Below are 24,061 nucleotides of genomic sequence, written 5' to 3'. Positions count from 1 at the left end.
ATATATAAAAAATGCGGCACATTAGCGCCGCACTTGAGGTAGAAATTATTCTTCAACAGTGGTCGGGGTTTCCGCCTCTGTATCCGTCTCTACCTGCTCTTCTTCGTCCGGTTCTTCGATCCGGGCAACACTTACTAAGCGTTCATCATCGCCTACACGAATCAATGTCACACCTTGTGTATTTCGGCCTAGCTCAGAGATTTCATCCCCACGCGTACGTACCAAGGTACCCTGATCACTGATCAGCATGACATCATCACCATCGAAGACCTGAACCGCACCTGCCAACGCTCCATTTCGATCAGAACATTGCTGAGCAATGACACCCTGACCGCCACGGCCTTTCACTGGGAAATCATCAACGGCTGTTTTCTTACCAAAACCATTCTCAGAAGCGGTCAAAATCTTACCGCCCTCTTGAGGAATGATTAGCGAGATAACATTAACGCCATCATCCATCTTAACGCCACGAACACCACGTGCTGTACGACCCATTGGGCGTACATCTTCCTCACGGAAGCGCATAGATTTACCAGCACTTGTCATCAACATGACATCGTCTTCACCATTGGTAATTGCAGCACCAATTAGATGATCATCATCTAAAAGATCCAGAGCAATCAGACCGCTAGTACGCGGGCGGGAGAAGTTAGTCAGTGCAGTTTTCTTAACAGTACCGGAAGCTGTCGCCATAAAGATAAACTTATCTTCTTCGTAGCTACCTACAGGCAAGATAGTACTGATGCGCTCACCTTCATCCAAAGGCAAAATATTCACAATCGGACGGCCACGTGCTGTACGACTTGCAACAGGAATTTCAAAGACACGTAACCAGTAAACTTTACCACGGTCAGTGAAGCACAAGATCGTATCGTGGGTATTCGCAATTAACAGATGCTCAATAAAATCTTCATCTTTAATTGCTGCAGCTGACTTACCTTTGCCACCACGACGCTGTGATTGGTAATCAGTCAACGGCTGCGTTTTCGCGTAGCCACCGTGAGATATAGTCACTACCATATCTTCTTCAGTGATCAGATCTGCAACTGTCAGATCTTTACGTGACGCAGTGATCTCTGTACGACGCTCATCACCGTACTCTTCCAAAACTGCTTCAAGCTCTTCACGAATCACTTCCATTAAGCGTTCGTGAGAACCTAAAATTTTCAGAAGTTCAGCAATGCGCTCTAATAATTCTTTGTACTCAGCAATCAGCTTGTCATGCTCAAGACCGGTCAGACGGTGCAAGCGCAATTCTAGAATTGCCTGAGCCTGAGCAGGAGAAAGATTGTACTTCCCTTCACGTAAGCCATACTGTTCTTCCAGATCTTCAGGGCGGCAAGCATCTTCACCTGCTCGCTCCAACATCTGAATCACATCACCTGGTGTCCATGCTTCAGCAATCAAACGCTCTTTTGCTTCAGCGGGTGTTGGTGATGTTTTTATCATTTCAATGACAGGGTCTATATTGGCAAGTGCAATCGCTAGACCTTCTAGAATATGACCACGCTCACGCGCTTTACGTAGAAGATAAACAGTACGACGGGTCACTACTTCTCGACGGTGGCGAATGAAACATTCCAGCGCTGTTTTCAGATCAAGAATCTTTGGTTGACCATCAACCAAAGCAACCATATTGATACCAAAAACAGACTCCATCTGAGTCTGAGCAAACAGATTATTAATCACCACATCTGGCATTTCACCACGACGAAGTTCAATAACAATACGCATACCGTCTTTATCGGACTCATCACGTAGCTCTGTAATACCTTCAATCTTCTTATCTTTAACTAGCTCAGCAATCTTTTCGATCAAGCGAGCTTTGTTAAGCTGATAAGGGATCTCAGTGATGATAAGAGATGGCTTGCCGCTCTTTTCATCTTCTTCTACATGATGCTTAGCACGCACATAGATGCGGCCACGACCTGTACGATATGCCTGCAGGATACCGGCACGACCATTGATAATGCCGCCTGTTGGAAAATCTGGACCAGGAATATATTCCATCAACTCATCAGTGGTTAACTCTTCATTTTCAATCAGAGCAATACAACCACGCACAACTTCAGACAAGTTATGAGGAGGAATATTGGTCGCCATACCCACGGCAATACCTGAAGAACCGTTAACAAGAAGGTTAGGTATGCGTGTAGGAACGACAACAGGAATCTTTTCCGTACCGTCGTAGTTATCTACAAAATCGACGGTTTCTTTCTCGAGATCTGCCAATAACTCATGGGAGATCTTATCCATGCGAATTTCGGTATAACGCATCGCAGCGGCGGAGTCGCCGTCGATCGAACCAAAGTTACCCTGACCATCTACCAGCGTATAACGCATGGAGAAATCCTGAGCCATTCGAACAATAGTGTCGTATACCGCACTATCACCGTGCGGGTGGTATTTACCGATTACATCACCCACCACACGGGCAGATTTTTTATATGCTTTATTCCAGTCATTGCCCAATTCATTCATCGCAAACAACACACGACGGTGAACTGGTTTAAGGCCATCGCGCGCATCTGGCAGCGCACGGCCGACGATTACGCTCATCGCGTAATCAAGGTAAGACTGCTTCAGTTCATCTTCGATGTTAACTGGCAGGATTTCTCTGGCTAAATCACCCATTCCCTATCCTTGAATCACTCTCACAACGGAAGGTTTCCGCGGATATTTTTAACCGCGGGAGTATATCACATTTCCTACAAGGGAATCCTGAAAAAATAAGAGGTTATACAATTAAAGTTGGAGATGTGCGATGAACTGTTTTTCAACACCTCAGCAATGCTAGAATGCCAACAAATACTTTAAAGCAAAAACATCATGACTCAGCCAGAAAACAGCACTCAAGCAAACGTTGATCCAGCAGAAATCGCAAAGTTTGAAGAACTTGCCAGCAAATGGTGGGATAAAAACAGCGAATTCAAACCACTCCACGATATCAACCCGTTACGCGTAGGTTATATAGATCGCATTGCGCATCTGGCCGAAAAGAAAGTATTGGATGTAGGTTGTGGCGGCGGCATCTTGTCCGAGTCCATGGCTCAACGCGGCGCAACCGTAACAGGCATTGATATGGGAGCAGCCCCTCTGAAGGTTGCCAAACTGCACGGTCTAGAAAGTGGTGTTAATGTCAGCTACAAACAGATCCCCGTTGAAGAGTTAGCGGCTGAGCAACCCGAATCTTTTGATGTTGTCACCTGCATGGAGATGCTGGAACATGTTCCCGATCCCTCCTCAATCGTCCAAGCCTGCGCCAAACTCTGCAAACCGGGCGGCAAGGTCTTTTTCTCGACACTGAACCGTAATCCAAAGAGCTACCTTTTTGCGATACTTGGCGCTGAAAAAGTACTGAAACTAGTTCCTGAAGGCACACATGATTTCAAAAAATTTATTCGCCCTTCAGAACTTGGCAACTGGATCCGTCAAAGCGGCCTAAAGAATATCGACATGTGCGGTATGACTTATAACCCACTGACGAAAACGTACAGCCTTCATCCAACAGATGTCGATGTAAATTACATTATCGCTACCACCAAACCAGAGTAATCATGGCCGATAAACCTGCTTCAGTTTTATTCGATTTAGATGGCACGTTAATAGATACCGCACCGGACTTCCACTGGGTCATAAACACCCTGCTAAAAGAAGAAGGGCGTGATAAAATAAGCTATGAATATCTTCGCGGTTACGTATCTCATGGGGCCAGAGCTATGGTCGGGGCTGCATTTAATCTAAAAGAAGGCGAAGCCGACTTTGACCGTTTACACCAGCGAATGTTAAGCATCTATTTGGAACATCTTGATGTAGATAGCCAACTCTTTTTTGGTATGGACGAATTCCTAAGCTGGCTTGAAGAACACAACATACCTTGGGGCGTTGTCACCAACAAACCAGAACTCTATACCACACCTGTGATGCAAGGGTTACAACTGAGCGATTCCGCCAAAAGCGTCATTTGTCCAGACCACGTTAAAGAGAAGAAACCCAACCCAGAAGCACTTTTCTTAGCCTGCAAAGAAATCGATTGCGCTCCTAGCAACAGTGTTTACATTGGTGATCATATTAGGGATATCGAAGCAGGCAATCGCGCCGGCATGCTAACCATCGCAGCCGAGTACGGTTACATCGATGAAGACGACGACCCTAAAAATTGGCAAGCCGATCACCAGATATCCAGTGCAACTGAACTCAAGCCACTGCTACAATCTCTATACACCGCTTTACGTTAATGATTAGGAACAGATCACTATGTTTGAATACCAAGCCCCTGCAGACTTATTAAAGGATAAAGTTATTCTGGTGACTGGCGCTGGCTCAGGCATAGGCCGTACGGCAGCAATGACCTTTGCCGCTCATGGAGCGACCGTCATCCTTCTTGGCCGTACACTAGAAAAACTTGAAAATGTTTATGACGAGATTGAAGCCGCAGGTTACCCACAACCGGCGCTAGTTCCAATCAATCTAGAAAGCGCACAAGAACATGATTACATTGAACTGACTAACACACTCGATCAAGAATTTGGCCGAATAGATGGCATTCTTCACAATGCCAGCATTCTAGGCGTGCGGACGCCAATTGAAAGCTACGACCCAGTAATCTGGCAACAAGTGATGCAAGTAAATGTAAATGCACCATTCATGTTAACCCAGACCCTCATGCCACTTTTACAACAGTCAGATGATGCATCGGTTGTTTTCACATCATCAAGCGTAGGACGTCAAAGCAAAGCATACTGGGGTGCTTATGCAGCATCTAAGTTTGCGACTGAAGGCTTGATGCAGACGCTAGCAGATGAGACCAGCGGCATTTGTAATATTCGCGCTAACTGCATCAACCCAGGTGCAACCAGAACACAAATGCGCTCCGATGCTTACCCAGCTGAAAACCCACAATCAGTGACTGCACCGGAAGATATTATGCCGGTCTATCTATATCTAATGGGCAAAGACAGCGCAACCGTCAACGGCCAATCGCTAGACGCCCAATAATTAAGCAGAAATAAAAGACAATAAAAAAAAAGCAGCTCTAAGCTGCTTTTTTATTACCTAAACTCACATCGTAACTAGTTACCTTCTTGACGACGCGCCTTCTGCTTCTTGTAACGACGTTCGTATTTCTGCTTTTCATCAGCCGTCATTCTTGCACCACGCTTAGGCTTAAGCTCAAGCATTTTAGATAGAGAATTAACTTCTTTACCGGTCATCTCTTTCCATGTGCCCGACTTAACATCACTAGGCAGGAAAATAGGCCCAAAACGAACACGTTTTAGGCGGTTAACCTGAACCTCTTGCGATTCCCACAAGCGACGAACTTCTCGATTACGCCCTTCCATTACCACACAGTGGAACCATTTATTGGCACCTTCACCGTCAAAGAACTGGACATCAGTAAAACGAGCCATACCATCTTCTAAAAGAACACCTTCTTTGAGACGGGATAAAATACCATCATCAACATTACCTAAGACACGAACTGCATATTCACGATCAATTTGAGCAGACGGGTGCATCAATGCATTTGCTAGCTCACCATCGGTAGTGAACAACAACAAACCGGATGTATTAATGTCGAGTCGACCAATCGCTATCCAACGCCCCTCTTTTAAAGGCGGCAAGTGTCTAAATACTGTAGGCCTACCTTCAGGGTCATGACGCGTACAGATTTCTCCCACAGGCTTATTATAAATAAGCACTCTACGCTCAGCTTGTTTATCAAATATCAACTGCACAGGTTGGCCATCAACTTCAGCTGTATCACCTTCGGAGATACGATCTCCTAAGGTAGCAATTGAGCCATTTACTGAAACTCGACCTTCTTTAATCCAACGCTCCATCTCACGACGTGAGCCTATTCCGGAGCGCGCCAATACTTTATGTAACTTTTCGTCAGTCATTCGACGCACCTACAAATATGCTAATTAAGACAACAGGCATTAACCTAATTTAATACCTTCAAACAAAAAAGCCCTTTCATAAAAGAAAGGGCTTCTATAAAACCGTACTCTTATTTTAAATGAGACAGTCTTCTTTAGTAAATCCTTTATCGAAATAAGCCTGAAAAGCTAACGGGGTACGGCCGCGACCAGACCACTCGTGAACTTCACCGTTATCATCTTCAATACGGTATTTAGGCTGCACCTTTTTCTTAGGCGTGCTTGCAGCTTCACCAACCAATCCCATTAGATCATTAAGATCTAAACCTGCGTCCTGCATACTTTGGCGAATAGCTTCAATTTTTGCTGCTTTTGCCTGCTCAGCTGCCTCTAACGCTTCTTCTTCCGCGCGCTTATCTTCAGCAATCACAGTTAAATCAGAAATCACTTTTTCTAGTTCAGAAACAGATAATTCCTGGCATTGTTTGCGCAAAGAATTTTTACGCAGTAGAACTTTAAGAAAATCAGACATTTCAAAACCACCAGAATAAAAGTAAGTAAGCAATTATCTTTATAGTCGATAAATAATCAAGGAAAAATATTTTTAAAAATTAATTAAAAAATAAATTAACTAAAATCACTTATATCCCCTGCACCTTGCCTAATTATTTCAGGTGCATCTTCAACTAAGTTAATTACGCTGGTCGCCTCCATGCCACAGTAGCCGCCATCAATTACAAGATCCACTTGATGCTGCAATAATTCACGCATCTCATAGGGATCCATCAGTGGCATATCTTCGCCCGGCATAATTAATGAAGTACTCATTATCGGCTCACCAAGCGCTTCCGTAAGCGCTAAAGCAATTGCATTATCTGGGACTCTAATCCCTATCGTTCTTCTTTTCGGATGCAATAATCGTCTAGGCACTTCCGATGTCGCCTTTAAAATAAAGGTAAAAGCGCCCGGGGTGTGTGATTTTAATAATCTATAACAGGTATTATCCACTTTAGCATAGGTACTTATTTCACTTAAATCTCGACACACCAATGTAAAATTATGCTTATCACTTAATTGTCTAATTCGCTTAATGCGCTCCAATGCTGTTTTATCACCAAGGTGACAACCCAATGCATAGGCACAATCCGTAGGGTAGATAACCACACCACCCTTATTAATTATTTCAACCGCCTGAGAGATCAAGCGCGCTTGCGGATTATCAGGATGTATTTGAAAAAACTGGCTCACTATCACACGCCTTATATAAAATTATTCTTATACAATCTATTATTTATTAAATAATCAAAAGCAACAAATGTTTAGTTCAATAATCTTTCGAGAACGTGCTGCCCCTCAACCTTTATAGGAGGGTATTTACCTAAGTTAGTCCACCCTTGAGAAGGCGCATGAAAATCGCTACCTGCTGAGAGTAATAAATTATTTTCTTTTGCAATTCTGAGCAGATGATAATGATGATCTGGCGTTACCCCTGGGTAAGAAACTTCTATTGCCTCACCACCGCATTCAACAAAGTCAGCAATAACTAAACGTAGCTTCGTAAAAGTCATCTTATACTTAGTTGGATGTGCTATTACAGCAATACCACCGGCAGCTTTGATCACAGCTACAGTTTCAGACAGTTCTGGCCATGCCATTTTGACATCACCTTTCTTACCAATGCCTAAATATTTCTTAAAAGCTTGCTGTTCATTTGCAACCGCTCCTTGCTCACGTAAAGCTCGTGCAAAATGTGGCCTACCAATACTTCCCTTCCCAGCCAATTTTCTTGCGTGCTCAAAAACATCAGGCAAGCCCATAGAAACCAATTGCTTAGCTATTTTTTTTGACCGCTCTATTCGAAGATTAGATAAATTAGCAAGATACGATTTTAAATCGTCAGATTCTAAATCAACCCCTAAGCCTACAATATGAATCACGCGACCATTCCAAAGACAGGTCAGTTCAGTTCCTGTAATAATCCTAATTTCGGCAGGGTTTTCAGCCTGTAAAACTTTAACTCCAGCCACTGTGTCATGGTCCGTTAAAGCTAAGACATCAATATTATTGTTTTTTGCCAACTCTAGTAATTCTATAGGGGACAAGGCACCGTCTGACGCAGTAGAATGGCAATGTAAATCGTAGTGTGGTAATTCCATATTTTTCACTCTATCTATAAAGAGCTATAACGTTCTTTGTATTTTACCTTAAACGGACTGATTTCAACGACTATGAAGCTGTTACTCGATTTTTTACCCATTATTATCTTTTTCATCGTCTATAAGGCAACAAACGACATCATTTTAGCCACTGCAATCCTAATACCCGCCACGCTGCTACAAATGCTGTACACATGGATCAAAACGCACACAATCGAAAAGATGCAACTAGTTACTCTAGTTTTAGTTGTTCTTTTAGGTGGGGCAACAGTTGCCTTTCAAGATAAAACCTTTATCCAATGGAAACCAACTGTTGTTAACTGGTTATTTGGCTTAGCCTTTTTAGGTAGCCAATTCATCGGTCAAAAAACAATTGTTGAACGTCTTATGGGTAGCAACATATCCCTCCCAGCATTCGCGTGGAAAAACCTAAATATTGCTTGGGTTATATTTTTCGTGCTGATGGGCATCATTAATCTATTTGTCGCCTACAGTTTTAGCGAAGAAATCTGGGTTAACTTTAAATTATTCGGCATGCTTGGTCTCACCCTTGTCTTCATTATTGCTCAAGGCTTCTACCTATCACGCCATATTGAAAATACCGAAAATAACGATCAGTAGCAGGAGACCTTATGTTTTACGCTATTATTTCCGAAGATGTTGAGAACAGCCTAGAAAAAAGACTGGCAGCCCGCCCAGACCATCTAGCGAGACTGACTCAACTTAACGAAGAAGGCCGTTTACTTATAGCTGGCCCACATCCTGCAATTGATAGCGAAGACCCAGGCGAAGCCGGTTTTAGCGGCAGTTTAGTTGTTGCAGAATTCAATTCATTGGAAGAAGCGCAAGCCTGGGCAGACAAAGACCCTTATATAGAAGCAGGCGTATATGCCAAAGTGGTAGTAAAACCCTATAAAAAAGTATTACCATAACAACAGAATATAGAGAAAATCTGCAACTAAAGTGCACAGTTTGCATTCAAAAATAGATAACTATCTATATCAGCCAGGCAAGAATAGCGGCTTTTATCCGACAATAGTCAAAAGATAGTACAAAATATTGGAATGTTTATACTATGTTCAGCTTAGAAGAGTTGTAATAAGCAGATTATTTCTTACAATTCTAAGATACAGAACCCCAATCGTATTTAAGGACAGCAAAATGAAAAAATTCGCAATCGCTTCAGGCCTAGTTATGGCTATGGGCCTAGCTACTGGCGCACAAGCACACCCAGACAACGCAGGTTACTGGGACGAAACTCCAAACGCTACAGTTTGGAAAACTGGTTCAGGTGGCTGCTGGCGTCACGGCTTCTGGGAAGAAGCTAATGCTATCGAAGGTTGTGAAGGCTACCAAGCTCCAGCTGCTCCTGCTCCAGCACCAGCTCCAGCACCAGCTGCGATGGCTACTGTTGAGAAGCACATCGTATACTTCGACTTCGACAGCTCTAACGCTGGCGATGTAAGCGATATTTCTAGCTACATCAACTCTCTTAAGTCTGTAACTAGCGTAAACCTAGTTGGTCACGCTGACCGCATCGGTGCGAGCGCATACAACGACGCTCTATCTATGAAGCGTGTAAACGCAGTTTCTGAAGCCCTACAAGCTGGCGGCGTAAACGGCTCTGTAATCAGCACTGGTTACATGGGTGAAAACGCTCCTGCAAAATCTTGCGATGGCCAGCGCGGCGCTAACCTAATCGACTGCCTACGTGCTAACCGTCGTGTAGAAGTTGAGATTTCTGGTACTAAGTAATTTCTTACTACCTTATAAAAAAGGCGCTCATTGAGCGCCTTTTTTTTGGCCAGTTTTGCGGCTTTCCTGAAAAGCAAAAATAAAAAAGGCAGCCGTAGCTGCCTTTTTTATCAAATGCAGGAATTTAACCTACCCAAACTCGTGCGTTGCGGAACATACGCATCCACGCACCATCCTCAGACCACTCATCTGGCGCCCAACTGTTAGTTACTGTACGGAAAACTCGCTCAGGGTGTGGCATCATAATAGTCACACGACCGTCAGTAGTTGTAACACCGGTAATACCTTCTGGTGAACCATTCGGGTTAGCAGGGTAAACCTCTGTAGGCTGACCATAGTTATCCACATAACGTAGAGCCACTGCATCAGATGACTTAAGCCCCGCTAGGTGCACCTCATCTTTGAATTCTGCGCGACCTTCGCCGTGCGCCACAGCGATTGGCATACGAGAACCCGCCATACCCTGCAAGAACACAGACTTAGAATCTTGAACTTCCACCATCGCAACACGTGCTTCAAACTGCTCTGAAACGTTACGTACGAAGTGCGGCCATAAATCAGAACCAGGAATCAATTCATGCAAGTTAGATAACATCTGGCAACCGTTACAGATACCTAACGCAAACGTATCTTCGCGGTTAAAGAACTGCTGGAATTGATCACGTGCACGGGCGTTAAATAGGATCGATTTAGCCCAACCTTCACCTGCACCCAACACGTCACCGTACGAGAAGCCACCACATGCTACTAGGCCTTTAAATTGATCAAGCTCAACGCGACCAGAAAGGATATCACTCATGTGGACATCAACAGCTGCGAAACCAGCACGATCAAACGCCGCGCCCATTTCAATCTGACCGTTTACACCCTGCTCTCGAACGATAGCCATCTGAGGGCGTGTACCCGTCTGAATAAATGGTGCTGCAACATCTTCATTCTGATCAAAAGTAAGCTCAGCATTCAGACCCGGATCTTGTTTATCAAGAATACGGTCAAACTCTTGTTGTGCACATTCAGAGTTATCACGCAAAGACTGAACCTGGTAAGAAGTCTCGGCCCACCAGCGCTGTAGCTGTACGCGTGACTCAGAATAGATTTCTTCCTCATTGAAGTGGAAGCGAATCTCATCATCTAAGTTAGTAGAACCTAGAACCTGAGCAATATCGCCAAGACCTGCGGCATTTAGCTCAGTCAGAACTGTTTCTAAGCTATCACGCTTAACTTGAATAACGGCACCAAGCTCTTCAGCAAACAATGCTGCGGCCAACTCACTTTCTTCGCCAGCAAGCATATCTAGATTTAGATCAACACCTGTTTTACCAGCAAATGCCATTTCAGCAATCGTTGCAAATAAACCGCCATCAGCACGGTCATGGTATGCAAGGATTTGACCTTGCTCGTTTAGTTCTTGAATCGCTGCAAAGAACGCTACAAGCTGCTCTGGCTGATCAACATCAGGAACATCTTGGCCGACTTCGTTATAAACCTGAGCTAGTGCAGAAAGACCAATACGGTTTTTACCATTACCTAGATCCAAAAGAATCAGGTCAGTTTCACCTTGATCAGTACGCAGCTGAGGCGTCAATGTTTTACGTGCATCTGTTACAGGGGCAAAGCCAGTGATAATCAAAGACATCGGCGCAGTTACAGATTTTTGTTCACCTTCATCTTCCCACACGGTACGCATAGACATTGAGTCTTTGCCTACAGGAATAGTGATACCCAGCTGCGGGCACAATTCCATACCTACAGCTTTAACAGTGTCATACAATTTTTCATCTTCACCTGGGTGGCCAGCAGCACACATCCAGTTTGCAGACAATTTAATGTCTTTAATGTCACCAATACGAGCGGACGCAATGTTAGTAACAGTCTCTCCAATCGCCATTCGACCAGACGCAGGAGAGTCAACCAATGCAAGCGGTGTACGCTCACCCATGGCCATCGCTTCACCAGTATATGTATCGTAAGCAGCAGTCGTAACCGCACAGTTAGCCACAGGAACCTGCCATGGACCAACCATTTGATCACGCGCTACTTGACCAGTAATCGAACGGTCACCAATAGTGATCAAGAAAGATTTAGAAGCTACCGCAGGCAGCTTCATTACGCGCTCAGCCGCATCTTTAAGATCGATAGAGCTCGTATCGAAAGCAGTTACTTCATAAGATTTACGTTCTACAGAACGGTGCATTTTTGGCGGCTTGCCAAACAACACGCTCATAGGTAGATCAACCGGCTTATTCTCGAAGTGAGTGTCACCTAATGTTAGGTGCATCTCTTCTATCGCTTCACCTACAACAGCGTATGGGCAACGCTCACGTTCACAGATCGCTTCGAAGCGAGCCATATCAGCTGGAGCCACCGCCATAACATAACGCTCTTGCGCTTCGTTACACCAGATAGCCAATGGCGACATGCCTGGTTCATCGTTGTTTACATTTCGTAGTTCAAAGTTAGCACCGCGATTACCATCACCTACCAACTCAGGAAAAGCGTTAGAAAGACCACCAGCGCCTACGTCATGGATAAATGCGATCGGGTTCTCATCACCCAACTGCCAGCATTGGTCGATAACTTCTTGGCAACGACGCTCAAGTTCTGGGTTGTCACGCTGCACAGACGCGAAATCTAGATCTGCAGTAGAAGAACCAGATGTCATGGAGGAAGCAGCGCCACCACCTAGACCAATCTGCATTGCAGGACCACCAAGACAGATCAGCTTAGCGCCTACAGGAATTTCACCCTTTTCAACGTGCTCATCTCGAATATTACCTAAACCACCCGCAATCATGATTGGCTTGTGATAACCACGAACCTCTTCACCCGCAGCACCGTTTACCTTCTGTTCGAAAGTACGGAAGTAACCAGTCAGTGCCGGACGACCAAATTCGTTGTTGAATGCAGCACCACCAATTGGGCCTTCGATCATGATATCCAGAGGTGTCACAATACGCTCTGGCTTACCGTATTTAGATTCCCAAGGCTGCTCAAAGCCAGGAATATTAAGATCTGATACTGTGAATCCAGTAAGACCAGCTTTTGGCTTAGAACCTTTGCCTGTCGCTCCCTCATCACGAATTTCACCACCTGAACCCGTTGCCGCACCCGAATGTGGTGCAATGGCAGTTGGGTGGTTATGAGTTTCAACCTTCATCAGGATCTGAATATCTTCCTGATTGTAGCTATATTCTTTGCTATCTGGTTTAGGGAAGAATCGACCCGCTTTAGAACCAACCATTACCGCAGCGTTATCTTTATACGCCGACAGTACGTTCTCGCCGCCCATTTCATTGGTGTTACGAATCATGGCAAACAGCGATTTCTCCTGCGCTTCGCCATCAATATCCCATGAAGCATTAAAGATCTTGTGACGGCAATGCTCAGAGTTCGCCTGAGCAAACATCATCAATTCAACATCTGTCGGATTACGATCTAGCTCAATAAAGCTTTCAACTAGGTAATCAATCTCATCTTCAGCCAAAGCTAGCCCAAGATCTGTATTCGCTGCAACCAAGGCTTCGCGACCGCCACCCAAAATATCTACAGTCGTCAGTGGCTTAGGCTCCTCTTCTAAGAAAAGCGAAGACGCGTCATCTATACTTGGCAATACAGCTTCAACCATGCGATCGAACAATGCAGCCTGTACAGCCTCAACTTCAGCATCCGTAAGATCTTTAGATGCTTGAACGTAGTATGCAATACCGCGCTCTAGACGTTTGATCGCTGATAAGCCACAGTTGTGGGCTATATCAGTTGCCTTCGACGACCAAGGCGATATAGTGCCCGGACGAGGAACAACTAAGAACAGCTGACCCGCTGGCTCCTGAGCCTCAGCTTTTGGCCCGTAACGTAAAATACGTTCCAAAACTTTTTGCTCATCGTCCGATAAAGCTTGTGACAAATCGGAAAAATGCATAAATTCAGCATATAGACCTGTTACAGCAGGAACTGAAGACTGAATAACGGTAAGTAACTTTTCATGACGAAAAGCAGAAAGAGCAGGTGCTCCGCGCAGTGCCAGCATCTCTAATAGAGCCTCTTGATAGCTGCAAATATAAAGCAGTAGTTACAGGAGAAATATAAGTAGTGAATTTTACCGAAACAGCCAGTTGGATACCAGAAAAGCAGTACGATGTTTGATATTAGTCGCAAAAAAGATGCAGCATATGCTCTGGTCATTTTTCTTTTGCTCTGTATTCCGGGCTTATTGAGCTGGAATAGCAAAACCCAGCTAGGTGCGATCATAGAATCTGGCGCAATAAAACTCGTTACACGAAACTCACCTAACACTTATTTTATCGAAAAAGGCAAACCAGCAGGCTTTGAATACGATTTAGCTAAAGCTTATGCCGACCATTTAGGCGTGGAACTTGAATTAGTGCTTCCTGATGATTTCAGTTCTATTTTCAGCACGATGAGCGCCCGTGATGGCCATATCGCGGGCTCCATGCTTACGATCACAGAAGAACGTCAGGAAAAGTTTGAGTTTACTCAACCCTATCTCAAAACCACGACAACGCTGATATACCGTCAAACCAAAGGCAAAAAAGCACCCAAAGATATTTCCGATCTACTTAAACCCGGTAAAAAATTAGTCGTACTTGCCAACAGCAGCCATGCAGAGCTTTTACAAAGCCTTAAAGCTCAATATCCAGAACTAACTTGGGACGAAACCAGCTCCTATTCGTCCACAGAGCTGATGGAACAAGTACAAAACAAAGAGATCGACTACACAGTCGTTGATGCTGTTACTTTCGACAGCCAAAAAACTTTTTTCCCGGGTCTTAAAAAAGGCTTTGATCTAGACGAACCGCAGCCATTAGCTTGGTTGCTTTCACCTCATCACGACCAAACTTTACGTGATTCAATTAACCGTTTCCTAGCTCTCGAAAGCACACAGACACTGATCGAGTCACTGAAAGAAAAATATTTTAATCGCAGCAATCCACTTAATTTCTACGACACGACGACCTTCAAGAAAGACATGCAAACACGCTTTCCGAAGATCGAACAGTATTTCCTTATGGCCGAACAGGAAACCGGGATAGACTGGCAACTATTAGCATCCATTGCCTACCAAGAATCTCACTGGGATCCAAAAGCAGTCTCCCCTACAGGCGTTAAAGGAATCATGATGCTAACCAATGCTGCCGCTAAAGAGGTTAGTGTCACCGACCGGACAGACCCCATGCAAAGCATTATCGGCGGCGCTCATTACCTTGTAATCGTTAAGAAAAAGATTCCAGATCGCATTCCCGATCCTGACCACTTGTGGTTCGCTCTCGCAGGTTACAACGTAGGGTACGGCCATTTAGAGGATGCACGGGTACTAACCTCAAGAGCCGGCCTGAATCCAGACAAGTGGGATGATGTTAAAAAACACCTTCCCCTATTAACCCAAGAAAGACATTACAGCACTGTCCGTTACGGATACGCACGCGGGTACGAACCAGTGCACTATGTAAGCAATATTAGAAAATACATGAAGCTACTGAGCTGGGAGGTGCAGGTTCTCCAAACCAAGCGACAAGACGAAGAAGCGGACCTAAACCCGGACCACGAAAGCTGGGATAAAGGACAAGTAGTCGAAGATCTCCTACCTGCCCTATAGGTAACTCTATATAACTAACTCTGTTTTTTAGCTAATTTCTCAGCCTTTATTTCAGCACGTCGACGTTTGAAGAACGCGCTTATTTTTTCACTGCAGCGCTCCGCTAATATCCCTGCCTCAACCTCAACACGATAATTCATCCAAGCCTGATCGAGTAATTGGCCATTACTCTGAACAGCTCCAGCTTTAGCTTCAACTGCTCCAAAAATAACACGCCGAATGCGAGAATGAACGATCGCCCCCGTACACATAGTGCAAGGCTCGATCGTTACATAGAGATCCGCACCAACCAGTCTGTAGTTACCGACATTTTCCGCTGCATCCCTCAGCGCAAGTATTTCAGCGTGTGCAGTTGGATCGTGACCACTGATCGGTTGATTCCAACCTCTACCAATAATCTCACCATCTAGAACTACGATAGCACCAACCGGCACTTCGTTAATTTCTTCAGCTCGATCCGCCAGCAATAAAGCTTCTTTCATCCAGCGCTCATCTATCTCTCGCTGATCCATTCACCTTTCCCCAAACACTAAAAAGCCTGCACAAGAGCAGGCTTTTTATCATAACAATTAAGCTTAAAGAATACTTATTCCCACTCAATTGTCGCAGGTGGCTTAGAGCTAACATCGTAAGTCACACGAGAAACTTTAGGAATCTCATTAATGATACGGCTAGATACAGTTTCTAAAAGCTCGTATGGAAGATGAGCCCAACGCGCTGTCATAAAGTCGATCGTCTCTACCGCACGAATAGCAATAACGTATTCGTAACGACGGCCGTCGCCTACAACACCTACAGATTTAACTGGTAGGAATACCGCAAATGCCTGACTTGTCTTGTGGTACCAATCAGCTTTATGCAGCTCTTCAATGAAGATCGCATCCGCTTCACGCAAGATATCAGCATATTCTTTTTTAACTTCACCTAGGATACGCACACCCAAACCCGGTCCAGGGAACGGGTGACGGTAAACCATATCGTATGGAAGACCCAGCTCCAGACCTAGTTTACGCACTTCATCCTTAAACAACTCACGTAGCGGCTCAACTAGCTCAAACTGCATATCTTCAGGCAGACCACCCACATTGTGGTGAGACTTAATCACATGCGCCTTACCCGTCTTCGCAGCAGCAGACTCAATTACGTCTGGGTAGATCGTACCCTGCGCTAGGAAGTTAACGTCAGTTAGCTTAGTCGCTTCGTCATCAAATACCTCGATAAAAGTATTACCGATAATCTTACGCTTCTTCTCAGGGTCGTTTTCACCTTCCAAACGACCTAGGAATAGATCTTCAGCATCAGAACGAATTACTTTCACGCCCATGTTCTTAGCGAACATGTCCATTACTTGATCGCCTTCCTGCTTACGCAGAAGACCGTTATCAACAAACACACAGGTCAGCTGATCGCCAATTGCCTTATGAAGCAATGCCGCTACAACAGAAGAATCAACGCCGCCAGATAAACCTAGAAGAACCTTCTGATCACCCACCTGAGCGCGTACTTTTTCAATCTGGTCTGCAATGATGTTTGCAGAGTTCCATAGCGCTTCCGTACCACAAATTTCAACAACAAAACGCTCAAGGATACGACCGCCCTGTTTGGTGTGTGTAACTTCAGGGTGGAACTGAACACCGAAGAACTGCTTCTCAGGATTGCACATTGCTGCAACTGGTGCAGATTCAGTCGATGCAATCACTGCAAAGCCATCAGGCAGCGTAGTAACTTTATCGCCATGGCTCATCCATACATCTAGCGATAGCGCACCGTTGTTTGCAACATGATCTTCAATCCCTTCGAGAAGACGGCTTGGGCTGCTTTCTAAACGAACTTGAGCATAACCAAATTCACGCTTATCGGATGTAGAAACTTCGCCGCCCATCTGAGCAGCCATTGTCTGCATGCCGTAGCAGATACCCAACACAGGTACATCCAGATTAAATACAACCTCTGGTGCACGAGGAGAATCACCTTCAGTAACAGACTCTGGGCCACCAGCAAGGATGATACCTTTAGGCGCAAACTCACGGATATCGTCTTCAGACATATCCCAAGCATGAATTTCACAGTAAACACCGATTTCACGTACACGACGTGCAATTAACTGTGTGTACTGAGAACCAAAATCTAGAATCAGAATTCGTTGAGCGTGAATATCTTTGGTCATAACCTTCAATCTCTTCACTTTGCGACATTAGCGTCGCCGCAAAAAAAAAAGGGGGCGGATTCTATCCACCCCTCTTTTCAGAGTTTATTTACTTAGCTTACGCGGTAGTTTGGCGCTTCTTTAGTGATGCTCACATCGTGAACATGACTTTCGCTCATACCCGCGTTAGTAATACGTACAAATTGTGGGACTGTACGCATAGTTTTAATATCGCCACTACCGGTGTAGCCCATCGCTGCACGTAAACCACCTACTAGCTGGTGAACTACGCCGCCCATTGGACCTTTACAAGGCACACGACCTTCAATACCTTCTGGTACCAGCTTCTCAACACCTTTAGACGCATCTTGGAAGTAACGGTCAGAAGAGCCCGAAGATTGACCCATAGCACCTAGAGAACCCATGCCACGGTAAGACTTAAATGCTCGACCTTGGAATAGTTCAACTTCGCCTGGCGCTTCATCAGTACCCGCTAGCATAGAGCCAACCATGATCGCAGATGCACCTGCAACAATCGCTTTAGCTAAATCACCAGAGAAACGCACACCGCCGTCAGCGATAACGGGAACACCACGCTCAGCCATAGCAGTAGCAACATTAGCTACAGCACTGATCTGAGGAACACCAACACCCGCAACGATACGTGTAGTACAGATAGAACCAGGGCCGATACCGACTTTAACGCCATCAGCACCAGCATCAGCTAGCGCAATTGCTGCTTCAGCAGTAGCAATATTACCGCCAATCACTTGCACCTGTGGGTAAGTTTCTTTAACCCAAGCAACGCGATCGATAACACCTTTAGAGTGACCGTGAGCGGTATCAACAATAACTACATCAACACCAGCGTTAACAAGTGCAGTTACGCGATCTGGTGTTTCAGGACCAGTACCTACTGCAGCACCAACGATCAAACGACCTTTAGCATCTTTAGCAGCATTAGGGTGAGACTGAGCCTTATTCATATCCTTAACTGTCATCATGCCTTGTAACTTGAAGGCATCATCAACAACTAGGATTTTTTCAATACGGTGTTTACGAAGTAGATTGCGAACTTCATCAGGATCTACACCCTCTTTTACTGTTACCAAACGCTCTTTGGGCGTCATGATAGAAGCAACAGTCGCATCTAGCTTACGTTCAAAACGGAAATCACGGTCAGTTACAATGCCAACCAGATCGTCGCCATCAACTACAGGGAAGCCGGAGAAACCAACTTCAGCAGACAGCTGACGTAGTTCACCTACAGTCATAGTAGAACTGCAAGTTACAGGGTCACTTACAACACCTGCTTCATATTTTTTAACGCGACGAACTTCAGCAGCTTGCTGCTCAATTGTCAGGTTCTTATGGATGATCCCGATACCGCCTTCCTGCGCCATAGCTATAGCCAAACCGGATTCAGTCACGGTATCCATAGCAGCAGAGACCAAAGGAATATTCAGTTGAATACCTTTAGTCAGTTGAGTTTTCAGTGAAACGTCCTTCGGCAGTACTTCAGAGTAGCCCGGAACCAGCAACACATCGTCAAAAGTGAGTGCTTCCTCAGCAATTCGCAACATTCTTTGCCAGCCTGTGTAGTAAGTAAAATTTAAACGGGAAATTATACAGAAATTAGCCTTTTGTCTCAATCTAAAACTTGTAAATTACAGGGTAATTACGGGCTAGCTTTCATTTTTTTTGCTTTCGGATGCAGTAACGCGAATAGATCGTTTAATATGAGGGCCATGCAGAACTCAAATAGCTTTCAATCGGGCACTCAATCCCATGCGATCAGTGTCTCCGAACTAAACAGACAAGCACGCACTTTGCTTGAGCGATCATTTCTTACCATTCAAGTAGAAGGCGAGATCTCTAACTTTGTTCGCCCTAGTTCTGGTCATTGGTATTTCACCCTTAAAGATGACAAAGCCCAAGTACGCTGCGCCATGTTTAAGAACCGCAACCAAGTATTAAGCAAGCAACCCAAACAAGGGGACAAGGTTATTGTCCGCGCTAAAGTAAGCTTGTATGAAGGGCGAGGTGACTATCAATTAATTTGCGACTTTTTAGAACCCGCTGGCAGCGGCCAACTACAAGTTGCTTTTGAAGAACTAAAGAACAAACTCTTGAAAGAGGGAATGTTTGACAGCAAACAGAAGCTAGCACTTCCGGAACACCCCAAACACATTGGCATCATCACCTCTCCTACAGGTGCAGCAGTACACGATATTTTAACAGTACTAAAAAGGCGCTTTCCGGGTTTGCCCGTTACTGTCTATCCCACAGCAGTGCAAGGCGAAGATGCCCCGCAACAAATCTGCAAAGCAATAATTCTGGCTGAAGCACATCACGTTTGTGACGTTCTCGTCGTGGGACGCGGCGGAGGCTCACTTGAAGATCTACAAGCTTTCAACAACGAACAAGTTGCACGCACCTTATTTGACTGTGAAATACCCACTATTAGTGCGGTAGGGCACGAAGTTGATGTGGTCATTACAGACTTTATAGCCGATATCCGAGCAGCAACCCCCTCCGCGGCCGCAGAATTAGTCAGCCCAGACCAACAAGAGCTACAACTACGATTAAATCAGCTCAGCCTTCGACTTAAGCGCCAACAAAAGCAACAACTTTTTACCGCCAAGCAGCAACTTGTAAATTTACAGAGTCGATTACGCCACCCGGGCCAGACCTTAAAAGAGCAAGCTCAGCGCTTAGATCATGTAGAGCTAAAGCTAAACAATCAGATCAGACGCATCCTCGCGCAAAAGCAGATCAAATATCAGCAATTGGAGGGCCGTTTAAAGGCCCAATCACCTGCACAGTTGTTACTGCGCAGGGAAGAACAGCTCCACTCATTGCATCAACGCCTTAAGCAAGCATGCCAATCAAGTTTAAAAAGTCAGCAATTCAAGCTTTCTTCGCTGGCTAACCAGTTACAAACTGTTAGCCCACTTGCTACGCTAGAGCGAGGCTACTCCATTACCAAAGATAGCGACAAAAAAGTTATTCAGTCAGCCTCTGATGTTGTCAGCGGACAAAAAATAGAAGTTCAATTACACAAAGGACAACTTCACTGCAGCGTAGATGAAGTCATCACGGAACATTAATATGATCAGAAAAGCATTCACCAAATCACTGCTACTCTTTACAGGCTTATGCGCTTTCAGCATCAATGCGCAAGCCCTAGAACTTCCCACTGAAAGCCGTGTACCTGGCGGCGTTGCCATTTTGCCGCTTGAAGGCCTTACATCAGCTATCGCACCATCCGCTTGGTATAAAGGGAATCGCGTCATGGTGCTACCTTCAACTGATACAGCATACGCAGACACTAGCAAATGGATTGCTGTTGCAGGCATCCCATTAAGCGCCAAACCTGCCAAGAAACAGCACTTAAAAGCAGATGGGACCTCGTATTACTTTCAGGTTGAGGGCAAAGAGTACAAAGCACAGTACCTAACCATCAAAAACAAACGCCACGTAGAGCCTGATCCGGAAGATGTAAAACGCTGGCGACGCGAGAAAGCAAAAATGGTCGCAGCTTACAAACACTGGAGTGAACCTGAACAATTACCAACTCGGTTTGCTATCCCTGCTAAAGGCCCTTATAGCAGCCCATTTGGCTTAAAGCGTTTTTATAACAAACAGCCCCGCAACCCTCACAGCGGCTTAGATATCGCAGCGCCTAAAGGTACGCCAATCACCGCACCATCTGCAGGCACCGTTGTCGATACTGGACACTATTTTTTCAATGGCAAAACAGTCATTGTGGATCATGGTTATGGCATGACAACAATGTACTGCCATATGAGCAAAATTGATGTAGAAATCGGTGGCATACTTCAAACGGGTGATAAGCTTGGAGAGATAGGATCGACGGGCCGTTCCACGGGGCCACATCTTCATTGGGGCGTAAGCTTGAATAATACACGTGTCGACCCCATATTGTTTTTAAGCAAATAATTTTCTATGGCGAGCAACGCGATTGCTCGCTTTTTTTGACTCAACGAGAATCAATAAATGTCTGATCTTCAATTTGAAACACTAGAACAGAAAGCAAGCTACGGTATCGGCCGTCAAATGGGCGACCAGCTAGCTCAACAGCCATTCGAAGGCATGGACCTAAATGCTATCTCTGCAGGTATCGCTGATTCTTTCAACGGCGAAGCGATGCGCGTAGAAGTTCAAGAGATCCAAGAAGCGTTCAACGTAATCAACGAACGTCTTCGTGAAGCTCAAGAAGCACAAGCTAAAGAAGCTGCAGCTGCCGGTGAAGAATTCCTAGCTGAAAATGCTAAACGCGAAGGCGTTGTTGTTCTAGAGTCAGGCCTACAATACGAAATCATCGAAGCAGGCGAAGAAGGCGACAAACCTTCTCGTGAATCTACTGTTCGTACTCACTACCACGGCACATTCACTGACGGTAAAGTATTCGACAGCTCTTACGATCGTGGCCAACCAGCAGAGTTCCCTGTTGGCGGCGTAATCGCTGGCTGGACTGAAGCTCTTCAGTTGATGAACAAAGGCGCTAAATGGAAGCTATTCATTCCTTACAACCTAGCTTACGGTGAGCAAGGTTCTCCTGGTGGCATCCCTCCTTACTCTGCGCTTGTATTTGACGTAGAGCTACTAGATATTCTGTAATATCTAAGTAAGTTAATACCCAAGGCGGCCCTGACTTATCAGCGCCGCCTTTATTTTGAGTAATAGACAATGAAACTGAACTATCAGATTCACGGTGAAGGTGAACCTTTAATTATTTTACACGGCCTGTTTGGCACCCTTGAAAATTGGGGCGCTCAGATCAAAGTTCTATCAAAGCACTTTCAAGTGATCGCTGCCGACATGAGAAATCACGGACGCTCTCCACACTCAGCGGAGATTGACTACGAACTAATGGCCGGTGATATCGCTGAATTGATGCAGGATCTAAAACTAAACAAAGCCCACATTATCGGCCATTCAATGGGCGGTAAAGCAGCAATGCAATTTGCAATTACTCATCCAGAATTGATATCAAATCTTGTTATTGTTGATATAGCCCCAGTGGAATACACACCTCATCATGACGATGTATTCAAAGGACTTTTTTCAGTAGATCTAGCATCCCTTAAATCTCGTGGTGATGCTGATAAGCAACTTTCAGTCTATGTGGATGAATTGGGTGTTAGAGCGTTCTTACTCAAGAACCTTTACCGCACTGAAGATAAGAAATTTGCATGGCGAATGAACCTTGACGCACTGCATAATCAATACTCAAATATCAGCGCGGCTCCTCAAGGTAATCCCTATACAAACCCTGTCCTATTTATTAAAGGCGCAAAATCTAATTATTTACTGCCCAAATATCGCACTGCGGTTTTAGGACTATTCCCTAAGGCAGATTATAAAATCATCCAAGATGCTGGCCATTGGCCACACGCAGAAAAACCGGCTGAATTTACGCAGCTAATATTGGATTATTTACAGTAGGAAAGGATTGAGCAGCTTAAACTTGCTGATCAAGAAGAGAACCTTCAGGGAAAAGCTTTTGGAAGACACCGGCATCAACTAACTTTTTGTTGATCTCCGCCAGCTCTTTATTGATATCTTTCATTCGCTCATTGAAGTCATTTAAAGCCTCTGCCGCACCAGCTGATCGTGCTTGCCGCTCATCCCTAAATTCTTGTAAACGCTCGCCTGCAGTTGGAGAATCATCATCTTCAGATTCTGACTCCTCTGCGGAACGAGTTTCATCAGCTCTAACCTCTTCTTCTTGCTGAAGCATCTCGGCACGCGCTTCAGCCGCCATTGCCCTAGCGTCCGCTGCTGCAGCGCGATCAGCAGCAGATGGTTCGGCAACACCGAGTGCCGCTCGCTGGATAATTTCGGCTTTTTCCAAAGTTGCCTGCGGATCATTCGGCACAGGTGAAGTATCTATTTTAACTTCACCGGCTACCGCATAAAGGCGACCATCCGGACCACGTTCATAGGTATAACTCGGCGCAGAGGTATATTGCCCACCGATAGAAGCGTGCGCCTGCTCATGAGCCCTAACTTCACGATCACGCTTAGCAAGATCTCGGGTTATTTCGAGCTCCTGCTGTTCTTGTGCCTGTTCAGATTTAGAAACACCTAACGATGCAGGAGCAGAAGTAGATGATGAAGACTCCAACCCTATTAGCTCAGCATCATCAGATTCCAAGCCAACAAGTTCGCCATCTTCCCGTTCGAGTTTTGTGGATGTTGTACTTGCAAGGCGGGATAGTTCCGCGGCTTCGGCCGAAAGGGTAACGCGATCTCGATTAACCAAACCGCGACTGGACTGGAGTTCTTGTTCAGGTGCCACATTTTCAACAGTCGCAAGTACCTTCCTCGCTTCACTCGAGCGAAGTTCTTGCGGTATTGCACTGGCATTCAGTGCCTGGGAATTAGCTGCATTGAATATCTGCATCAGCTACACCCCTCTGTTGATTATGTGTAAAGCAGTCTCTGCTTTCACCTTGTTCACCACATCCATTTATTGATT

21 protein-coding genes are annotated in these 24,061 nt (G+C 45.1%); 11 read left to right on the top strand and 10 right to left on the bottom strand.

Going from position 1 to position 24,061, the window contains the following annotated elements; translation table 11 throughout:
• Positions 1-45: 45 nt before the first annotated feature.
• On the bottom strand, positions 46-2,634 hold the full coding sequence (gene gyrA, locus ACMXYV_RS03340) for a DNA gyrase subunit A (protein ID WP_415890362.1): 2,589 nt from the start codon (positions 2,632-2,634) through the stop codon (positions 46-48).
• A 195-nt stretch (positions 2,635-2,829) separates the two neighbouring features.
• Between gyrA and ubiG the strand changes: the two genes are divergently transcribed.
• Genes ubiG through ACMXYV_RS03325 form a run of 3 tightly spaced genes read left to right on the top strand, consistent with a single transcriptional unit; the run spans position 2,830 to position 4,998 of the window.
• Positions 2,830-3,555 (top strand): bifunctional 2-polyprenyl-6-hydroxyphenol methylase/3-demethylubiquinol 3-O-methyltransferase UbiG, encoded by a 726-nt coding sequence (gene ubiG / locus ACMXYV_RS03335; protein WP_415890361.1) that lies wholly within the window; start codon positions 2,830-2,832, stop codon positions 3,553-3,555.
• Between the two features lie 2 nt (positions 3,556-3,557).
• Entirely contained in the window at positions 3,558-4,238 is a 681-nt protein-coding gene (locus tag ACMXYV_RS03330) for an HAD family hydrolase (RefSeq protein WP_415890360.1), read from the top strand.
• A gap of 19 nt (positions 4,239-4,257) precedes the next feature.
• Complete coding sequence (locus ACMXYV_RS03325) at positions 4,258-4,998, top strand: YciK family oxidoreductase (protein WP_415890359.1); 741 nt, start codon at positions 4,258-4,260, stop codon at positions 4,996-4,998.
• A gap of 74 nt (positions 4,999-5,072) precedes the next feature.
• On the opposite strand, the gene rluB is transcribed toward ACMXYV_RS03325, so the two are convergent.
• The 4 genes from rluB to ACMXYV_RS03305 form a co-directional block, all read right to left on the bottom strand.
• Positions 5,073-5,903, bottom strand: coding sequence for a 23S rRNA pseudouridine(2605) synthase RluB (rluB, locus tag ACMXYV_RS03320; protein ID WP_415890358.1), 831 nt, complete (start codon positions 5,901-5,903; stop codon positions 5,073-5,075).
• A gap of 115 nt (positions 5,904-6,018) precedes the next feature.
• Positions 6,019-6,414, bottom strand: a complete 396-nt coding sequence (locus tag ACMXYV_RS03315) for an H-NS family nucleoid-associated regulatory protein (RefSeq protein WP_415890357.1) — start codon at positions 6,412-6,414, stop codon at positions 6,019-6,021.
• Positions 6,415-6,509: 95 nt separating this feature from the next.
• Complete coding sequence (locus tag ACMXYV_RS03310; RefSeq protein WP_415890356.1) at positions 6,510-7,130, bottom strand: L-threonylcarbamoyladenylate synthase; 621 nt, start codon at positions 7,128-7,130, stop codon at positions 6,510-6,512.
• Between the two features lie 71 nt (positions 7,131-7,201).
• Positions 7,202-8,038, bottom strand: a complete 837-nt coding sequence (locus tag ACMXYV_RS03305) for a PHP domain-containing protein (RefSeq protein ID WP_415890355.1) — start codon at positions 8,036-8,038, stop codon at positions 7,202-7,204.
• Between the two features lie 72 nt (positions 8,039-8,110).
• Here ACMXYV_RS03305 and ACMXYV_RS03300 point away from each other — a divergent pair, with 72 nt between their 5' ends.
• From ACMXYV_RS03300 to ACMXYV_RS03290, 3 genes are all read left to right on the top strand, one after another.
• Positions 8,111-8,659: a septation protein A gene (locus ACMXYV_RS03300; RefSeq protein ID WP_415883558.1), complete on the top strand. Its 549-nt coding sequence runs from the start codon at positions 8,111-8,113 to the stop codon at positions 8,657-8,659.
• A gap of 11 nt (positions 8,660-8,670) precedes the next feature.
• Entirely contained in the window at positions 8,671-8,970 is a 300-nt protein-coding gene (locus tag ACMXYV_RS03295) for a YciI family protein (RefSeq protein ID WP_415883557.1), read from the top strand.
• A gap of 229 nt (positions 8,971-9,199) precedes the next feature.
• Positions 9,200-9,793, top strand: a complete 594-nt coding sequence (locus ACMXYV_RS03290) for an OmpA family protein (RefSeq protein ID WP_415890354.1) — start codon at positions 9,200-9,202, stop codon at positions 9,791-9,793.
• Between the two features lie 124 nt (positions 9,794-9,917).
• On the opposite strand, the gene purL is transcribed toward ACMXYV_RS03290, so the two are convergent.
• Positions 9,918-13,820, bottom strand: a complete 3,903-nt coding sequence (gene purL, locus ACMXYV_RS03285; RefSeq protein WP_415890353.1) for a phosphoribosylformylglycinamidine synthase — start codon at positions 13,818-13,820, stop codon at positions 9,918-9,920.
• A gap of 108 nt (positions 13,821-13,928) precedes the next feature.
• Between purL and mltF the strand changes: the two genes are divergently transcribed.
• Positions 13,929-15,407, top strand: a complete 1,479-nt coding sequence (mltF, locus tag ACMXYV_RS03280; RefSeq protein ID WP_415890352.1) for a membrane-bound lytic murein transglycosylase MltF — start codon at positions 13,929-13,931, stop codon at positions 15,405-15,407.
• 14 nt (positions 15,408-15,421) lie between these two features.
• Here the strand turns inward: mltF and tadA are convergent, their stop codons facing one another.
• The 3 genes from tadA to guaB form a co-directional block, all read right to left on the bottom strand.
• A complete protein-coding gene (gene tadA, locus ACMXYV_RS03275; protein ID WP_415890351.1) occupies positions 15,422-15,919 on the bottom strand; it encodes a tRNA adenosine(34) deaminase TadA in 498 nt (165 codons plus the stop codon).
• A gap of 74 nt (positions 15,920-15,993) precedes the next feature.
• Positions 15,994-17,574, bottom strand: a complete 1,581-nt coding sequence (gene guaA / locus ACMXYV_RS03270; protein WP_415890350.1) for a glutamine-hydrolyzing GMP synthase — start codon at positions 17,572-17,574, stop codon at positions 15,994-15,996.
• Positions 17,575-17,666: 92 nt separating this feature from the next.
• Entirely contained in the window at positions 17,667-19,136 is a 1,470-nt protein-coding gene (gene guaB / locus ACMXYV_RS03265) for an IMP dehydrogenase (protein ID WP_415890349.1), read from the bottom strand.
• Between the two features lie 165 nt (positions 19,137-19,301).
• Here guaB and xseA point away from each other — a divergent pair, with 165 nt between their 5' ends.
• The 4 genes from xseA (at position 19,302) to ACMXYV_RS03245 (ending at position 23,025) form a co-directional block, all read left to right on the top strand.
• Positions 19,302-20,663, top strand: coding sequence for an exodeoxyribonuclease VII large subunit (gene xseA, locus ACMXYV_RS03260; protein ID WP_415890348.1), 1,362 nt, complete (start codon positions 19,302-19,304; stop codon positions 20,661-20,663).
• Between the two features lies 1 nt (position 20,664).
• The gene (locus ACMXYV_RS03255) at positions 20,665-21,516 is read left to right on the top strand and encodes a peptidoglycan DD-metalloendopeptidase family protein (protein ID WP_415890347.1); all 852 of its coding nucleotides are present in this window, start codon (positions 20,665-20,667) and stop codon (positions 21,514-21,516) included.
• A gap of 57 nt (positions 21,517-21,573) precedes the next feature.
• Positions 21,574-22,197 carry an FKBP-type peptidyl-prolyl cis-trans isomerase gene (locus tag ACMXYV_RS03250; protein WP_415890346.1) on the top strand — a complete coding sequence of 208 codons (624 nt, stop codon included), beginning with the start codon at positions 21,574-21,576 and terminating at the stop codon, positions 22,195-22,197.
• Between the two features lie 69 nt (positions 22,198-22,266).
• Positions 22,267-23,025 (top strand): alpha/beta fold hydrolase, encoded by a 759-nt coding sequence (locus ACMXYV_RS03245; RefSeq protein WP_415890345.1) that lies wholly within the window; start codon positions 22,267-22,269, stop codon positions 23,023-23,025.
• A gap of 16 nt (positions 23,026-23,041) precedes the next feature.
• Here the strand turns inward: ACMXYV_RS03245 and ACMXYV_RS03240 are convergent, their stop codons facing one another.
• On the bottom strand, positions 23,042-23,986 hold the full coding sequence (locus tag ACMXYV_RS03240) for a putative metalloprotease CJM1_0395 family protein (RefSeq protein WP_415890344.1): 945 nt from the start codon (positions 23,984-23,986) through the stop codon (positions 23,042-23,044).
• Positions 23,987-24,061: the final 75 nt, after the last annotated feature.

Origin of the sequence: Neptuniibacter sp. SY11_33 (assembly GCF_047778025.1) — a bacterium.
Classification (GTDB): Bacteria; Pseudomonadota; Gammaproteobacteria; order Pseudomonadales; family Balneatricaceae; genus Neptuniibacter.
The sequence above is the reverse complement of the archived record's forward strand: the minus strand, read 5'-3'. Positions and strand labels throughout refer to the sequence as shown.

Coding starts and splice junctions, on each gene's coding strand:
- gyrA (WP_415890362.1), bottom strand. CDS start 2,634: ATGGGTGATTTAGCCAGAGAAATCCTGCCAGTTAACATCGAAGATGAA.
- ubiG (WP_415890361.1), top strand. CDS start 2,830: ATGACTCAGCCAGAAAACAGCACTCAAGCAAACGTTGATCCAGCAGAA.
- ACMXYV_RS03330 (WP_415890360.1), top strand. CDS start 3,558: ATGGCCGATAAACCTGCTTCAGTTTTATTCGATTTAGATGGCACGTTA.
- ACMXYV_RS03325 (WP_415890359.1), top strand. CDS start 4,258: ATGTTTGAATACCAAGCCCCTGCAGACTTATTAAAGGATAAAGTTATT.
- rluB (WP_415890358.1), bottom strand. CDS start 5,903: ATGACTGACGAAAAGTTACATAAAGTATTGGCGCGCTCCGGAATAGGC.
- ACMXYV_RS03315 (WP_415890357.1), bottom strand. CDS start 6,414: ATGTCTGATTTTCTTAAAGTTCTACTGCGTAAAAATTCTTTGCGCAAA.
- ACMXYV_RS03305 (WP_415890355.1), bottom strand. CDS start 8,038: ATGGAATTACCACACTACGATTTACATTGCCATTCTACTGCGTCAGAC.
- ACMXYV_RS03300 (WP_415883558.1), top strand. CDS start 8,111: ATGAAGCTGTTACTCGATTTTTTACCCATTATTATCTTTTTCATCGTC.
- ACMXYV_RS03295 (WP_415883557.1), top strand. CDS start 8,671: ATGTTTTACGCTATTATTTCCGAAGATGTTGAGAACAGCCTAGAAAAA.
- ACMXYV_RS03290 (WP_415890354.1), top strand. CDS start 9,200: ATGAAAAAATTCGCAATCGCTTCAGGCCTAGTTATGGCTATGGGCCTA.
- purL (WP_415890353.1), bottom strand. CDS start 13,820: ATGCTGGCACTGCGCGGAGCACCTGCTCTTTCTGCTTTTCGTCATGAA.
- mltF (WP_415890352.1), top strand. CDS start 13,929: ATGTTTGATATTAGTCGCAAAAAAGATGCAGCATATGCTCTGGTCATT.
- tadA (WP_415890351.1), bottom strand. CDS start 15,919: ATGGATCAGCGAGAGATAGATGAGCGCTGGATGAAAGAAGCTTTATTG.
- guaA (WP_415890350.1), bottom strand. CDS start 17,574: ATGACCAAAGATATTCACGCTCAACGAATTCTGATTCTAGATTTTGGT.
- guaB (WP_415890349.1), bottom strand. CDS start 19,136: ATGTTGCGAATTGCTGAGGAAGCACTCACTTTTGACGATGTGTTGCTG.
- xseA (WP_415890348.1), top strand. CDS start 19,302: ATGCAGAACTCAAATAGCTTTCAATCGGGCACTCAATCCCATGCGATC.
- ACMXYV_RS03255 (WP_415890347.1), top strand. CDS start 20,665: ATGATCAGAAAAGCATTCACCAAATCACTGCTACTCTTTACAGGCTTA.
- ACMXYV_RS03250 (WP_415890346.1), top strand. CDS start 21,574: ATGTCTGATCTTCAATTTGAAACACTAGAACAGAAAGCAAGCTACGGT.
- ACMXYV_RS03245 (WP_415890345.1), top strand. CDS start 22,267: ATGAAACTGAACTATCAGATTCACGGTGAAGGTGAACCTTTAATTATT.
- ACMXYV_RS03240 (WP_415890344.1), bottom strand. CDS start 23,986: ATGCAGATATTCAATGCAGCTAATTCCCAGGCACTGAATGCCAGTGCA.